Here is a 15,827-nt window from a genome sequence, read left to right as displayed (position 1 = left end):
GTTCACGCTGTCCCTGAACGCTTTCCCAGAGACATCCGGCCGCATTCCGCCTACCCACCCAGGTTTGCTTAGCGTTTTTATCATTGCCCTTTGGTATGCTGTAACACCCCGCAATGCAGGGGGCTACACCCTGTGGGTGGCCAGATAATTGAATCGGAGAAACGACTGTGAGGCTCGACAAACTGCGCGTGCAGAATTACCGCTGCTTTGGAGAGCTCGAGATCGACTTCGATCCTCATCTGACCGTGCTGATTGCATCCAATGGAGGTGGCAAGACCACCATTCTGGATGCTGCACGCGTTGCCCTATGGCCATTTGTCAAAGGCTTTGACCTCGGCAGCCAGACCGGAAAGTCCGCGACCATTCAAATCGACGACGTGCGTCTGGCCCACCTTTCCAGCGGTAACATGGAGCCTCAGATTGCCAGCGTTATCGAAGCGTGGGGGCGCTGGGCGCCCGGCGAAGTTGAGAGCAACTGGTTACAACAGCGCACGAGTTTGAAGAAGTCGACCAATACCCTTGGTGACTTGGGCTCCAAAGCACTGACGGGATACAGCAAATCGCTCCAGGAAAAAGTTCGTGACGATAAGACTGTCGTGTTGCCTCTGGTGAGTTACCTGGGGACTTCCCGACTTTGGTTCGAGGGCCGTTTCACTTCGGCAGCCGCCCAAACCACGCTCGACAAAAGTGAATACTCCAGAACATCAGGCTATCTGAACTGCCTTTCCTATTCCTCGAGTTTCAAGACGTTTACTGCCTGGTATGGCTGGATTTATCGCAGCTATCGGGAAGCCCAGGTTATCGCGCTTGAACGCAATGCAGATCTGTCCGATCTAGGTGTTCGCTTCGGACAGGTGATCAAGTCCGTCAAAGACGCCATTGATCGCTTGATACAGGCCGCAACAGGCTGGCACAGCCTGGAATACAGTGAGAGCCATCAACAGCAACTGATCATGCATCATCCAGAACAAGGCATATTGCCTGTAGACATGCTCAGCGACGGACTGCGCAACGCCATTGCAATGGTTGCCGATTTAGCCTTTCGAGCCTGTAAGCTCAACCCACACCTGGGAGATCAGGCTCCTCAGCAAACGCCAGGTGTAGCATTAATCGACGAGGTGGATATGTTTCTTCACCCACATTGGCAACAAACTATCCTGGGATCTTTGCGAGTAGCTTTTCCGGCGATGCAGTTCATTGTCACCACGCACAGTCCACAAGTTCTGAGCACCGTGCGGCGCGAAAACATCCGCGTCATTGGCAAGGATGTAAACGGTAACTTGATTGCTTCACCCCCCTTGGCGATGACCTATGGTGAGCCGAGCAGCAGTGTTCTACACAGCGTCATGCAGGTTGATCCACAGCCTCCGGTCATTGAAAAACCTGATTTATTGCAACTCACCGAATGGGTAGACAAGGGGCGCTACGACGAGCAGCCAGCCATTGAGTTGATGGCGCAGCTTTCTGCCGCACTGGGTGACCAACACCCTCAACTTCAGCGCCTTCAACGCAACATCAAACGACAAAGAGCCCTTAAACGATGAGGGCCGTTAAAAAACGCGGCCAAGGCCCTTATCAACTGAACAAGTCACATGAAAACCCACCCGAAACGGCCAAGGCTGCAGACAGTCGGTGGTCAGTGTTTGGGTATAAACAACAGGTGCTTGGTTACTTGCTGGAAGAGCAATATGGCCTGTGTTGCTACAGTGAGATTCGCCCCGACCGGCTAGGCCTGGGACTGCACATAGAACACGTCGAAAACAAAGGCCAAAATCCGCAACGCACATTTGACTACAACAACCTCGCCGCCTCTGCACTGGACAGCGACACAGATCTACACACCTTCAAAGGCCGGGCGTCAGAAGTATTTGGCGGGCACGCCCTTGGAAAGTCGGATGCCGTTGATATACAGCGCTTTGTATCCTGCCATCAACCTGATTGCAGCCGTTTTTTCTCCTACCTTTCCGATGGTCGGATAGTTCCTGCTGACGGGTTATCCGTACAAGACGAAGATCGAGCCTTTTATACGATTGATTTACTCAATTTGAATAGTTCGTTTCTTCAGGAATTGCGCCAGCAATGGTGGGACGAGTTAGCAGCACTTTTCGATGACCATATTGAGCAGGACATGAGCCTTCACTGCCTTGCAGGTATTGATCTCGTGCCTCTGGAAAAAAAACTAAGCCCGTTCTTCAGCGTCACACGACACTTTTTTGGTCCAATTGCCGAGGAAGTGCTGCGGGAGGATGCCTCCTATCAGGGATGAACCAGAAAGTTGTGAAACAGCCGTCATGCTCTGCGCAACGAACTTGGCAGATGACTGAGTAAATATTTTTTGATTTGAAGCAAAAGAGGTATTACGGGAAGAGCGTTATGGAGGCAACCCCACCAGCCACACCCCGGCACACAATGTTCCCGCTGTGGCTGCTGCCTTCCGGCTCTGACCAGGTTCACGGGTAATCGTTGCGGGGGGACCGATGGGGTCACCATAACGACGCTGGCCTCTCGGCAAGCGGGGCCATTGTACCGATCTCATCGGAAGTTACAACCATTGGTGGCGGATTAAAAATATGATGGGGTTCAAGCACTTGCCATGGCCATCAGCTTCCCCACCATCCCCCTCCCACATTGGCTGATCATTGTGCCTGCAACACCTCGTCCGCCCGGCCACCCTCTTCCTGGATCACCAGGTGGATGAAGTGCAGCTTGGCAATCACCGCCGGTGGCAGCACGAACGGGTAGAAGTCCGGCTGGCCCATGGCGCGGGACAGCTCATTGAGCATGCCGGCCAGTTCGATCCAGGCGTTGACGAAGGACAGGAATGCCACGCCGCCGGGATGTTCGGGGTCATAGAGGGTGGTGAGGGGGAATGGCTGGTAATCCAGGTCCATCTCACGGGCGCTCATGCCAAAGCCCAGGGCGGTGTCGACAGCGTCCATCATGTGCAGGTAGTGGGCCCAGGTTTCGGCCCAGTCTTCCCAGGGGTGCATGGTGGCGTAGGCACTGACGCAGGTCTGCTGCCAGTCGGGGCGTGGGCCGTTCTGGTAGTGCTGATCGAGCGCGTCGGCATAACTGGCGCGTTCGTCGCCGAACAGGCTGCGAAAAGGCTCCAGCCAGTGGCTGTTGGCGATCAGGCGATCCCAGTAATAGTGGCCGACCTCATGGCGAAAATGGCCCAGCAAGGTGCGGTAGGGTTCGCGCATCTGCACGCGGATTTTTTCGCGGTGGGCGTCGTCGGCTTCCTTGATGTCGAGGGTGATCAGGCCGTTGGCATGCCCGGTCATGGGCGCGTTGCCTTCCAGGTCGATGCCGACGAAGTCGAAAGCCAGGCCGCTGTCCTCGTCGACGCTCTTGGGCACCACTTGCAGGCCCAGGCTGATCAACTGTGCCACCAGCCGACGCTTGGCGGTCTCCACCTTGCGCCAGCGCTCGGGGTTCTCCGGGATCGACAGGTCGGGGATGGTGCGGTTGAGGCTGCACGCCACACACAGCGGCGCAGTGCTGTGGGCGGGAATCAACCAGTTACAGGCCGCCGCCGTCTCGAGGTTGGCACAACGGCGAAAAGCGCCGGCGTCGAGGTTGTCGTCTTGTAGCCAGGTGCCTTCCACAGGCCCGGGCTGCAGGGAGGACAAGCGGCTTTGCTGCGGCTGATAGCCCAGCAGCGCCTGGCAAGCCAGGCATTGGCTGTTGCGAAAGAACAGCGCTTGCCCGCACCGACACTGCCACACCTTGCTGCTGCGTGAGGTTTCAGCCATGAACGGTGCGGCGATGCGCGAACTGAGTTGCTCGAAGTAGTGGAACATGACCATCTCTCCCTGGGTGACTGAGACTAGATCATTTAGGACTCAGGATCGTTCCACTTTCTTCAGGGGCTGCTTCGCAGCCCGGCGCGGGCGGTGCGACGATTCGACAAGCCCGCTCCCCCCCGGCGCGGCGTCAGACCGAAATGTTGTGTTTGGCAAGGAACGCGACAAAGGCCTCTTCGTCCAGCACCTTCAACCCCAGTTCGCTGGCCTTGGCCAGTTTTGAACCGGCACCTGGGCCCGCCACGACACAGTGGGTCTTGGCCGACACGGAACCGGCCACCTTGGCGCCGAGGCTTTCGAGCTTGTCCTTGGCCACGTCGCGGCTCATCAGTTCCAGGGAGCCGGTGAGCACCCAGGTATGCCCTGCCTCGGGCAGGCCTTCGACCACCTTCTTCTCGCTCTGCCAGTGCATGCCGAAGTCCTTGAGCTGCTGCTCAATCGCCACGGCGCGGCTGGCGTTGTCCGGGTTATCAAAGAAGTCGCGCACAGCCTTGGCCTGCTTCTCCGGCAGCGCCTGGCGCATATCGAGCCAGTCCGCCTTGATCACACCTTCCAGGCTGCCGAACTTGTCCGCAAGTTTCTGCGCGGCGCCGGGGCCGACGGAGGGTACGTGCAGCTTGTCGAGGAAGCCGCCCAAGGTGGTACTGGCGGCGAACTCGGCGCTCAGCTCACCCTGATCCTGCAATTGCAGGCCGCATTCATCAGGCGACAGCAACGCGCCGATCACTTCCTGGTTGTGGCTGTCTTCGAAGAAGCTGTGGATCTCATGGGCCACTTCCAGGCCCACATCCGGCAGGTACGTCAACACTTCCGGCAAGGCCTTCTGCACACGCTCAAGGGACGCCAGGGAGCGCGCCAGCACCTTGGCCGTCTCTTCGCCCACGTCGGGAATGCCCAGTGCGTAGATAAAGCGCGCCAGGGTCGGGGTCTTGCTGTTTTCGATGGCAGTGATCAGTTTCTTGCTGGAGATATCGGCAAAGCCTTCCAGGTCGATGATCTGCTCGTACTTGAGTTTGTAGAGGTCGGCCGGCGAACCGATGAGTTTTTCATCCACCAGTTGCTCGATGGTTTTGTCACCGAGCCCGTCGATGTCCATGGCCCGGCGCGAGACGAAATGGATAATCGCCTGCTTGAGCTGGGCACCACAGGCCAGGCGCCCGACGCAGCGGTACACCGCGCCTTCGCTGACGGTTTCCTTGCCCTTGCTGCGCTTGACCAGTTGCGTGCGCTCCACATGGGAACCGCACACCGGGCAGCTTTCGGGAATCTGCACCGCACGGGCGTGTTCCGGGCGGCGCTCGGTGACCACGGAGACGACCTGCGGGATCACATCCCCGGCACGGCGGATAATCACGGTATCGCCGATCATCAAGCCCAGGCGCGCGACTTCATCCATGTTGTGCAGGGTGGCGTTGGACACGGTGACGCCCGCGACCTTGACCGGTTTCAAGCGCGCCACCGGCGTCACGGCGCCGGTGCGGCCGACCTGGAACTCCACGTCGAGCAACTCGGTGAGTTCTTCCATGGCCGGGAATTTGTGCGCGATGGCCCAGCGCGGTTCGCGGGCGCGAAAGCCCAGTTCACGCTGGGAGGCGATGCTGTTGACCTTGAACACCACGCCGTCGATTTCATAGGGCAGGCTGTTACGTCGCTCGCCGATATCGCGGTAATAGTCCAAGCACTCCTGGATGCCCTTGGCCAGTTTCAGCTCATGGCTGATGGGCATGCCCCACTTCTGCAGTTGCTTCAAGTTACCGATATGGGTGTCGCTGATATCCCCGGTCACCTGGCCGATGCCGTAGCAGCAGAACTCCAGCGGACGACTGGCGGTGATCTTCGAATCCAGCTGACGCAAGCTGCCCGCCGCCGCATTACGCGGGTTGGCGAAGGTCTTGCCGCCGAGTTCCAGTTGCGAGGCGTTGAGCCGCTCGAAACCGGCCTTGGACATGAACACTTCGCCGCGCACTTCCAGGGTCGCCGGCCAGCCGCTGCCATGCAGTTTCAAGGGGATATTGCGCACGGTACGCACGTTGACGCTGATGTCCTCGCCAGTGGTGCCGTCACCTCGGGTGGCGCCGCGTACCAACTCGCCATCCTGATAAAGCAGGCTGACCGCGAGGCCATCCAGCTTCGGCTCGCAACTGTATTCCACCGCTGCGCCACCGCCAAACAGGTCGCCCACCGGCAGGTCAAGACCCTCGGTGACCCGGCGATCGAACTCGAGCATGGTGGTTTCATCAAACGCGTTGCCCAGGCTGAGCATCGGGATCTCATGGCGTACCTGGGTAAAGGCTGACAACGCCGCACTGCCGACCCGCTGCGTCGGCGAATCCCGCGTCACCAGGTCCGGATGCTCGGCCTCCAGGGCCTTGAGCTCGTGGAACAGCCGGTCGTACTCGGCGTCCGGAATGCTCGGTTCGTCGAGGACGTGGTAACGGTAGTTGTGCTGATCCAGTTCAGCGCGCAGTTCGAGGATGCGGGTGTGGGCGGCGGTCATGGGTGTTCTCTCATAAAGCAAAAGAGCAGCCGAAGCTGCTCAAATGTTGGTGCGCTTATTCTAATGACAACGCTGGAAACCAATCCTCAGCGTTTCTGTGTCAGGGCGCGACGCTCGAACTCGACGATGCGCTGACGGTAGTGTTCGATGGTCTGGGCGGTCAGGACGCTGCGTTGGTCATCCTTGAGCTCGCCGTTGAGTTCCTGGGACAGCTTGCGGGCAGCGGCCACCATCACGTCGAACGCTTGTTTCGGGTGACGCGGGCCCGGCAGACCGAGGAAGAAGCTCACCGCAGGGGTGCTGAACAGGTCGATGTCGTCCAGGTCGAAAGTGCCTGGCTTGACCGCGTTGGCCATGGAGAACAGCACTTCGCCGTTGCCGGCCATGCTTTCGTGGCGGTGGAAAATATCCATTTCGCCAAAGCGCAGGCCGCTTTCGAGGATGTTCTGCAACAGGGCCGGGCCCTTGAAGCCGGCGGCGTCGCGGCAGATCACGCTGATCACCAGCACTTCTTCAGCGGCAGGCTGATCGTTGACCGATTGGCGCGGCGCATTCTTGCCGGCGTTTTCATCCGGGAAATCGTCATCACGGCTGCTGAAGCTCGGGCCTTCATCGACATCGAGGTTCAGGTCACCCTGATGCGGTTCGGCAGCGGCTGCACTGGCGCGTTTGCCACGCTTGGAGGACGGCTCGCGGGCTTCACGCAGCGGCGCGCTCATCGACGGCAAATCATGCTCGTCCAGTTGCGGTTCCTTATGGGTATCCAGCACACGGGGCGGCCCCAGCAGCTCGGCGCTGCCGTCGTCGTCGGGCAAGTTGGACAGGTTGCGGTCCAGACGGAATTTGAGCTTGCCCTTGCCACCGCGCATGCGGCGCCAGCCATCAAAAAGAATACCGGCAATGACAATGATGCCGATGACGATCAGCCACTCGCGCAGACCGATTTCCATGTAATCCCGTGCCTCTAATAAAAAATGCTGAAAAATAAGGGGTTTAGCACCGTGCAAACCGCTTTAAAACGTGGCGCCAACTCTATGTTCTGACTGACGTTTTGCCCACGCATACGAAAAATTGACATTAAACTAGCACGACCAAAGATAACTTTACACCGTCTGTCAAAATGCCTTGAACAAATATGTCCATTTGCCACTTTCACTCGGCCGGTAAATCACCTGACATCGCGCGGAAAACTTTCTCTCATGGCGCAGCTCAGGATTCCACCATCGCCATCGCTTCTTCGACATCCACCGCGACCAAACGTGAACAACCCGGTTCATGCATTGTCACCCCCATCAACTGATCAGCCATTTCCATGGCGATCTTGTTGTGGGTGATATAGATGAACTGCACCGTCTGGGACATCTCCTTGACCAGTCGCGCATAGCGTCCAACGTTAGCGTCATCCAATGGTGCATCAACTTCATCGAGCATGCAGAACGGCGCCGGGTTCAACTTGAAGATGGCAAACACCAGGGCCAATGCGGTCAGGGCTTTTTCGCCGCCGGACAACAAATGGATGGTGCTGTTCTTCTTGCCCGGAGGCCGCGCCATGATCGTTACCCCTGTATCGAGTAGATCTTCGCCCGTCAGTTCCAAGTAAGCGCTGCCACCACCGAAAACTTTCGGGAATAACGCCTGTAAACCGCCATTAATCTGATCAAAGGTATCTTTGAAGCGATTACGGGTTTCCTTGTCGATCTTGCGGATTACGTTTTCCAGGGTGTCCAGGGCTTCCACCAGGTCGGCGTCCTGGGCATCCAGATAACGTTTGCGCTCGGACTGCTGCTGGTATTCATCGATGGCCGCGAGGTTGATCGCGCCCAGTCGCTGGATACGTGCGGCAATCCGTTCAAGTTCTTCCTCGGCTTCTTTCTCGCTGGCCTGGGCGGTCAAGGTATTGAGCACACCGTGCAAGTCGTAGCCGTCTTCGAGCAATTGGTCTTGCAGGGCCTTGCGGCGCACGGTCAGGGCTTGCCATTCCATGCGCTGTTGCTCGAGCTGGCCGCGAATCAGCTGGGATTGCTGCTCGGCCTGGGTCCGGCGTTTTTCTGCGTCGCGCAATTCGCGGTCGGCGTCTTCCAGGGCGATCTGTGCGGTCTTGAGTTCTTCGTCGACGGTCATGCGCTTGTCGAGCAACTCTTCAAGCTTGAGGCGCAGCTCTTCCAGCGGCGCTTCGCCCTCCTCCAGGTTGAGGCTCAGTTGCTCGCGTTTTTCGGTCAGGCGTTCGGACTGCATCTCCAGGCGCTCAAGGGCCTGGGCTGTGGAATTGTGCTGGGCCTTGAGCGAACCCAGGCGCACGGCCAACTGATGGGCGTGGTCCTTGTGCTGGCGGGCTTCCTGGCGCACACGATCAAGGCGCTCGCGCAGGCTGTCACGCTGGGCCAGCAGCAATTCGCGCTGCTCGGTGTCCAGGGCCATGCTGTCGAGGGCTTCCTGCAATTGCAGGCGCGCTTCGCCGATCTGCTCGTGTTCCAGGGCGCGCTGCTCGCCCATCTCGGCCACTTCCTCATCGAGACGGGTACGGCGCAGGGTCAGTTGCTCGGCCTTGGCTTTGCTCGCGGAGAGCTGCGCTTTCAATTCGCCTTGCTGGCGCGCTTCGTCCTGCAACAGGCGCCGCAGATGTTCGCGGCCGGTCTCTTGCTGGCGCTGGGTGGCGCGCAGGGTTTGCAGTTCGGTTTCGAGGCTTTCCAAGGTAGCTTCGCGCTCTTCACGCTCGGCGATCAGGTTGACGATTTCCTGGCCACGGGCCAGAACGCCGCTCTCCGCTTCACTGGCACGGCGCACCCGCAGGAAGTGGCGGCCGACCCAGTAACCGTCGCGGCTGATCAGGCTTTCGCCGCCAGCCAGTTGACCACGCCGGGCCAGGGCCTGCTCCAGGGAATCCACCGGCCTGACCTGGCCCAGCCACGGCGACAGGTCAATCGCCGCCTCGACCTTATCCAGCAGGCTGCCCGGCACTCGCGTGCCATCAGCGGCGGGGCTGAGCAGACGCAGATCACCCTGGGCAAAACCGGCCAGGTCGAAGCCGCCGAAATCATCCACCAGCACGGCTTGCAGGTCGGCGCCTAAAACGGTCTCTACGGCCAGCTCCCAACCGGCTTCAACTTTCAAGCCTTCGGCCAAGCGCGGACGCTCGGCCAGGTGCTGATCACGCAGCCATTCGGCGGTGCCGGTGCCTGGGTCCAACGCCGCTTGCTGCAAGGCTTCAAGGGACGCCAGCCGGCCATTGAGCCGCTGCAAATCGCCCTGGGCCTGCTGCTGGGCCTGGGTCGCCTGTTGCAGTTGCTGACGCAATTGCTCCAGGCGCTCCACTTGTTGTTCTTCGCTGGCTTCCAGCTCCTCCAGCGTCATTTCGCTTTCGGCCAGTTGCTCGCTGAGCTCCATGATCGCCGCGTCTTCCGGGTCAGCGGCAAGCAGCACGCGCTCTTCCTGCAGGCGACGCTGGCGCTCGGCCAGGCGCTCCATGCTGGTTTCCAGTTGCTGGATGCGCGACTGCTGCACCTCGGCCTGGCGCCGCGGTTCGGCGGATTGCAGGTTGAAGGCGTCCCACTGCTCCTGCCAGCCGTGCATGGTGGTTTCGGATTCTTCCAGCGCAGCGGCGGCCTCTTCGGCGGCGGCGTTGGTGATTTCCTGCTCGGGGGTGAGCATGTCCAGCTCTTCGCCCAACGTCAGCAGCAAGGTGCGGTCGTGGCCCAGGTGCGATTCGGTCTCCAGGCGCGCGCGTTCGGCTTCCTTCAGATCATCCTGCAACTGACGCAGGCGCTGCTGGCCGTGCTGGATGCTTTGCTCGACCCGGGCAATATCACCGCCCACCGAATAGAAACGGCCCTGCACCAGATTGAAGCGCTCGGACAGGTCATGGTGCCCGTCGCGCAGGCGCTCGATGGCGGCGTCGGCATTGCGCTGTTCGGCCACCAGCGCTTCAAAGCTGATTTCCTGGGTGCCGATGATCGCTTCGCGCTGGCCCACCTGATCGTTCAACGCCTGCCAGCGCAGGGCCGACAGTTGCGCCTTGAGCTGGCGCTCTTCGCCCTTGTATTCCTGATACTTCTCGGCCGCCTGGGCCTGGCGGTGCAGGCGCTCCAACTGGCGCTCCAGCTCTTCGCGCAGGTCGGTGAGGCGGGCGAGGTTTTCATGGGTGCGGCGGATACGGTTTTCAGTCTCGCGGCGGCGCTCCTTGTACTTGGAGATGCCGGCCGCCTCCTCGATAAAGTTGCGCAGGTCTTCGGGCTTGGCTTCGATCAGCTTGGAGATCATGCCCTGTTCGATGATCGAATAGCTGCGCGGGCCCAGGCCGGTACCGAGGAAGATGTCGGTAATGTCCCGGCGTCGGCACTTGGTGCCGTTGAGGAAGTAACTGTTCTGGCTGTCGCGCGTGACCTTGCGGCGGATGGAGATTTCCGCATAGGCCGCGTATTCGCCGACCAGGGTGCCGTCGGAGTTGTCGAACACCAGTTCGATGCTGGCCTGGCTCACCGGCTTGCGGCTGGTGGAGCCGTTGAAGATGACGTCGGTCATCGACTCGCCACGCAGGTTTTTTGCCGAGCTCTCGCCCATCACCCAGCGTACGGCGTCGATGATGTTCGACTTGCCGCAGCCATTGGGCCCGACCACTGCCGCCATGTTACTGGGGAAGTTCACCGTGGTCGGGTCGACGAAGGATTTGAACCCCGCCAGTTTGATGCACTTGAGCCGCACGTTTAGGCGTCCGCCAACGCAGCGATGACCAGCGAGCTACTGCGCTGGCAGTAGGCCGACAGCACCTGGCGGATCTGCTCCAGGTCACGGGCGAGTACGGCGGCGAGCAGTTGCTCGAACAGCGCCAGGTACTCGCTCATGGACGCCTTGCGCTGATCCAGGGCCAGGTAATAGGCACGGTTCATCGCCGGCTGCAGGTTTTCGACGGTTTCCTGCAAATACGGGTTGTTGGCAAAGGGGTACGCGGCGCGCATCACATTGAAGCATTCTTCGACAAAGGCGCGGATGTCCTGGCGCTCGAAATTGCTCACCAGGCGCTGCTGGATCTGGACGAACGGCGCCATGTCGGCCTGGGTCTGCCAGCCCTGGGCGACCGCATTGCCAAGCAGGATATACAACTCGCTCATCAGCGTGCACAGGCTCTGCACCTTGTGCGCCGTGAGCTCGGTCACGTGGGCGCCACGGCGCGGCAGGATCGCGATCAGGTGGCGGCGTTCGAGGATCAGTAAAGCTTCACGCACGGAGCCACGGCTGACATTCAGCGCCAGCGTGACTTTCTGTTCCTGGATCCGCTCCCCAGGCTTGAGATCGCCGCGAATGATACGTTCGGCGAGGTGGTGAGCGATTTGCTCGGCGAGACTGTCCGGCGCCTTGAACGTCATGTTTTCCCTTCAAAATCGTCTATCGGTACAAGCGCGGCAGTGTAGCGCATTGGCCCGCTGATGGCGCTACGCCCACCGTGGCGAATTTGGCATGAAATAAGCAAAGCTGAACACCCACACGCCCCCAAAAACGCCGGTTTCAGAAGACTGAACCATAATTGAAAGTGTTGCGATCGCAATTTCCTGACCTTCCAGTCAGAAAATCATTGACCGAAAAGTCAGACATGACTAGATTCGGCGCAAAGCGGTTAACAACAATAATGAGTCTGCGAGGCCTTCCGTGATCCAGTTTTTACTTAACCAGGAACTCCGTAGCGAGCACGCCCTGGACCCCAACCTGACCGTGCTCAACTATCTGCGCGAGCATGTGGGCAAACCCGGTACCAAGGAAGGCTGCGCCAGCGGCGACTGCGGTGCGTGCACGGTGGTGGTGGGCGAGCTGCACACCGATCCGCAGGGCGCCGAGCAGATTCGTTATCGCAGCCTCAATTCCTGCCTGACGTTTGTGTCGTCGTTGCACGGCAAGCAACTGATCAGCGTCGAAGACCTCAAGCACCAGGGCCAACTGCACAGCGTGCAACAGGCCATGGTGGAGTGCCACGGTTCGCAATGCGGCTTTTGCACCCCCGGGTTTGTGATGTCGTTGTTCGCCCTGCAAAAGAACAGCGACGCCCCCGACAGCCAGAAGGCCCACGAAGCCCTGGCCGGCAACCTGTGCCGCTGCACCGGCTATCGGCCGATCCTGGCCGCCGCCGAACAGGCCTGCTGCAACAAACCGGCGGACCAGTTCGACAGCCGCCAGGCCGAGACCATCGCCCACCTCAAAGCCATCGCGCCGACCCAAACCGGTGAACTCAACAGCGGCGACAAACGCTGCCTGGTGCCCCTCACCGTTGCCGACCTGGCCGACCTCTACGACGCCTACCCGCAAGCCCGCCTGCTGGCCGGCGGCACCGACCTGGCGCTGGAAGTCACCCAGTTCCACCGCACCCTGCCGGTGATGATCTATGTCGGCAATATTGAAGAGATGAAGCGCATCGAGGACTTCGACGACCGCCTGGAAATCGGCGCCGCCACTGCCCTCTCCGACTGCTACACCGCGCTGCACCACGAATACCCGGATTTCGGCGACCTGCTGCACCGCTTCGCCTCCCTGCAAATCCGCAACCAGGGCACCCTCGGCGGCAATATCGGCAACGCTTCGCCGATTGGCGATTCGCCGCCGCTGTTGATCGCGCTCGGCGCGCAGATCGTGCTGTGCAAAGGCAACACGCGCCGTACGCTGGCCCTGGAAGACTACTTCATCGACTACCGCGTGACGGCGCGCCAGGACAGCGAGTTCATCGAAAAAATCATCGTACCCAAGGGCCATGCGCTGTTCCGTGCCTACAAGGTTTCCAAGCGCCTGGACGACGATATTTCCGCCGTGTGTGCGGCCTTCAACCTGAAGATCGACAACGGTGTGATCAGTGATGCCCGCGTCGCGTTCGGCGGCATGGCCGCCACGCCAAAACGCGCGAAAAACTGCGAAGCCGTGTTAGTCGGTGCCACCTGGAACGCCGCCACCGTCGAGAAAGCCTGCGCCGCCCTGGCCGAGGATTTCACCCCGCTGTCGGACTTCCGCGCCAGCAAGGAATACCGCCTGCTCAGCGCCCGGAACCTGCTGCGCAAATACTTCATCGAACTGCAAACGCCGCACATCGAGACTCGGGTGACCGCTTATGTCTAACCATCACGCCGTGGAAAAAACCCAGGCCGAACTGGCCGCGCTGTTTGCCCAGGACCTGACCTCCGGGGTCGGCCGCAGCGTCAAGCATGACAGCGCCGCCAAGCACGTGTCCGGTGAAGCGCAGTACATCGATGACCGCCTGGAATTCCCCAATCAGTTGCACCTGTATGCACGCATGTCCGACCGCGCCCACGCCCGGATCATCCGCATCGACACCGCGCCCTGCTACGCCTTCGACGGTGTACGTATCGTCATCACCCACGAAGACGTGCCGGGCCTGAAAGACATCGGCCCGCTGCTGCCCGGCGACCCCTTGCTGGCCATCGACACGGTGCAGTTCGTCGGCCAGGTGGTTTTGGCCGTGGCCGCCCGCGACCTCGACACCGCACGCAAGGCCGCGATGGCCGCCGTGATCGAATACGAAGACCTGGAGCCCGTGCTGGATGTGGTCGAGGCCTTTCGCAACAAGCACTTCGTGCTCGACAGCCACACCCACCAACGGGGTGATTCGGCCGGCGCGCTGGCGACCGCCAAGCACCGCCTCCAGGGCACCCTGCATATCGGCGGCCAGGAACACTTCTACCTGGAAACCCAGATTTCCTCGGTAATGCCCACCGAAGACGGCGGCATGATCGTCTATTGCTCCACGCAGAACCCCACCGAAGTGCAGAAGCTGGTGGCCGAAGTGCTGGATGTGTCGATGAACAAGATCGTCGTCGATATGCGCCGCATGGGCGGCGGTTTCGGCGGCAAGGAAACCCAGGCCGCCAGCCCGGCGTGCCTGTGCGCGGTGGTGGCGCGCCTCACCGGCCAGCCGACCAAGATGCGCCTGCCGCGCGTCGAAGACATGCTGATGACCGGCAAGCGCCACCCCTTCTATATCGAATACGACGTGGGCTTCGACGACAGCGGTCGCCTGCACGGGATCAACCTGGAGCTGGCCGGTAACTGCGGCTGCTCGCCGGACCTGTCCAACTCGATCGTCGACCGCGCCATGTTCCACGCCGACAACGCGTATTACCTGGGCGATGCCACGGTGAACGGCCATCGCTGCAAGACCAACACCGCGTCCAACACCGCCTATCGCGGCTTCGGTGGCCCGCAAGGCATGGTCGCCATCGAGGAAGTGATGGACGCCATCGCCCGTCATCTGGGGCTGGACCCGTTGGCGGTGCGCAAGGCCAATTACTACGGCAAGACCGAGCGCAACGTCACCCACTACTACCAGACCGTCGAGCACAACATACTCGAAGAGATGACCGCCGAACTTGAAGCCAGCAGCCAATACGCCGAGCGCCGCGAAGCGGTCCGCCTGTACAACGCCCACAGCCCGATCCTGAAAAAAGGCCTGGCGCTGACGCCGGTGAAATTCGGGATCTCGTTCACGGCGAGCTTCCTGAACCAGGCGGGCGCGCTGATCCATATCTACACCGACGGCAGCATCCACCTGAACCACGGCGGCACCGAGATGGGCCAGGGCTTGAACACCAAAGTCGCGCAAGTGGTGGCCGAAGTGTTCCAGGTGGACATCGACCGCGTGCAGATCACCGCCACCAACACCGACAAAGTGCCCAACACCTCGCCGACTGCTGCCTCCAGCGGTGCGGACCTGAACGGCAAGGCCGCCCAGAACGCCGCCGAAACCATCAAGCAACGCCTGGTGGAATTCGCCGCGCGCAAGTACGACGTGAGCGAAGCGGATGTGGAATTTCATAACGGCCATGTGCGCGTGCGCGAGCAGATCCTGAGCTTTGAAGCGCTGATCCAGCAGGCGTATTTCGCCCAGGTCTCGCTGTCGAGCACCGGCTTCTACAAGACTCCGAAAATCTTCTACGACCGCAGCCAGGCCCGCGGTCGCCCGTTCTACTACTTCGCCTTCGGCGCGGCGTGCTGCGAAGTGATCGTCGACACCCTGACCGGCGAATACAAGATGCTGCGCACCGACATCCTCCACGATGTGGGTGCCTCACTGAACCCGGCCATCGACATCGGCCAGGTAGAAGGCGGCTTTATCCAGGGCATGGGCTGGCTGACCATGGAAGAGCTGGTGTGGAACAACAAGGGCAAGCTAGAGACCTGCGGCCCGGCCAGCTACAAGATCCCGGCGGTGGCCGACATGCCTTTGGATTTGCGTGTGAAGCTGGTGGAAAACCGCAAGAACCCGGAAGACACGGTGTTCCATTCCAAGGCCGTGGGCGAGCCACCGTTCATGCTCGGGATTGCCTCGTGGTGCGCGATCAAGGATGCGGTGGCGAGCCTGGCTGATTATCGCCATCAGCCGAAGATCGATGCGCCGGCGACACCGGAGCGGGTGTTGTGGGGGTGTGAGCAGATGCGCAAGTTGCAGACGGCGACAGCTGTCGAGACTGAAACTGAAATGGCTTCGCTCTAGACCGAGGCGCTGCCCGAACTGACAACAGTAATGTTGAGGTAAA

At 60.5% G+C, this 15,827-nt stretch carries 9 protein-coding genes and 1 other RNA gene; 4 read left to right on the top strand and 6 right to left on the bottom strand.

The features are described from left to right. Positions 1-167 precede the first annotated feature (167 nt). Together V3W40_RS09915 and V3W40_RS09910 are read left to right on the top strand one after the other, a co-directional pair. A complete protein-coding gene (locus tag V3W40_RS09915; protein WP_330214959.1) occupies positions 168-1,544 on the top strand; it encodes an AAA family ATPase in 1,377 nt (458 codons plus the stop codon). Then, positions 1,541-2,266, top strand: a complete 726-nt coding sequence (locus tag V3W40_RS09910) for a retron system putative HNH endonuclease (RefSeq protein ID WP_115488452.1) — start codon at positions 1,541-1,543, stop codon at positions 2,264-2,266. The genes V3W40_RS09915 and V3W40_RS09910 overlap by 4 nt, the downstream gene beginning before the upstream one ends. A gap of 117 nt (positions 2,267-2,383) precedes the next feature. On the opposite strand, the gene ffs is transcribed toward V3W40_RS09910, so the two are convergent. From ffs to V3W40_RS09880, 6 genes are all read right to left on the bottom strand, one after another. After that, an RNA gene (gene ffs / locus V3W40_RS09905) (signal recognition particle sRNA small type) lies at positions 2,384-2,480 on the bottom strand. A gap of 156 nt (positions 2,481-2,636) precedes the next feature. Next, entirely contained in the window at positions 2,637-3,803 is a 1,167-nt protein-coding gene (locus V3W40_RS09900; protein ID WP_330214958.1) for a zinc-binding metallopeptidase family protein, read from the bottom strand. Between the two features lie 133 nt (positions 3,804-3,936). Next, on the bottom strand, positions 3,937-6,303 hold the full coding sequence (ligA, locus tag V3W40_RS09895) for an NAD-dependent DNA ligase LigA (RefSeq protein WP_330214957.1): 2,367 nt from the start codon (positions 6,301-6,303) through the stop codon (positions 3,937-3,939). 86 nt (positions 6,304-6,389) lie between these two features. Next, entirely contained in the window at positions 6,390-7,253 is an 864-nt protein-coding gene (gene zipA, locus V3W40_RS09890) for a cell division protein ZipA (protein ID WP_065924759.1), read from the bottom strand. 259 nt (positions 7,254-7,512) lie between these two features. Beyond that, positions 7,513-11,001: a chromosome segregation protein SMC gene (smc, locus tag V3W40_RS09885; RefSeq protein ID WP_065924760.1), complete on the bottom strand. Its 3,489-nt coding sequence runs from the start codon at positions 10,999-11,001 to the stop codon at positions 7,513-7,515. Positions 11,002-11,003: 2 nt separating this feature from the next. Next, positions 11,004-11,663 (bottom strand): GntR family transcriptional regulator, encoded by a 660-nt coding sequence (locus V3W40_RS09880; protein ID WP_027603706.1) that lies wholly within the window; start codon positions 11,661-11,663, stop codon positions 11,004-11,006. Between the two features lie 280 nt (positions 11,664-11,943). Between V3W40_RS09880 and xdhA the strand changes: the two genes are divergently transcribed. Beyond that, entirely contained in the window at positions 11,944-13,392 is a 1,449-nt protein-coding gene (xdhA, locus tag V3W40_RS09875) for a xanthine dehydrogenase small subunit (RefSeq protein WP_330214956.1), read from the top strand. Next, positions 13,385-15,784 carry a xanthine dehydrogenase molybdopterin binding subunit gene (xdhB, locus tag V3W40_RS09870; RefSeq protein WP_330214955.1) on the top strand — a complete coding sequence of 800 codons (2,400 nt, stop codon included), beginning with the start codon at positions 13,385-13,387 and terminating at the stop codon, positions 15,782-15,784. The genes xdhA and xdhB overlap by 8 nt, the downstream gene beginning before the upstream one ends. Positions 15,785-15,827: the final 43 nt, after the last annotated feature.

Source organism: Pseudomonas sp. AM8, assembly GCF_036346475.1.
In the GTDB taxonomy this organism is placed as follows: domain Bacteria; phylum Pseudomonadota; class Gammaproteobacteria; order Pseudomonadales; family Pseudomonadaceae; genus Aquipseudomonas; species Aquipseudomonas marginalis.
This window is presented reverse-complemented; position numbering and strand designations above follow the sequence as displayed.

What these genes read in the sequence shown, in the direction of transcription:
- V3W40_RS09900 (WP_330214958.1), bottom strand. Translation starts at nt 3,803, where the DNA reads ATGTTCCACTACTTCGAGCAACTCAGTTCGCGCATCGCCGCACCGTTC.
- V3W40_RS09910 (WP_115488452.1), top strand. Translation starts at nt 1,541, where the DNA reads ATGAGGGCCGTTAAAAAACGCGGCCAAGGCCCTTATCAACTGAACAAG.
- V3W40_RS09880 (WP_027603706.1), bottom strand. Translation starts at nt 11,663, where the DNA reads ATGACGTTCAAGGCGCCGGACAGTCTCGCCGAGCAAATCGCTCACCAC.
- xdhB (WP_330214955.1), top strand. Translation starts at nt 13,385, where the DNA reads ATGTCTAACCATCACGCCGTGGAAAAAACCCAGGCCGAACTGGCCGCG.
- zipA (WP_065924759.1), bottom strand. Translation starts at nt 7,253, where the DNA reads ATGGAAATCGGTCTGCGCGAGTGGCTGATCGTCATCGGCATCATTGTC.
- ligA (WP_330214957.1), bottom strand. Translation starts at nt 6,303, where the DNA reads ATGACCGCCGCCCACACCCGCATCCTCGAACTGCGCGCTGAACTGGAT.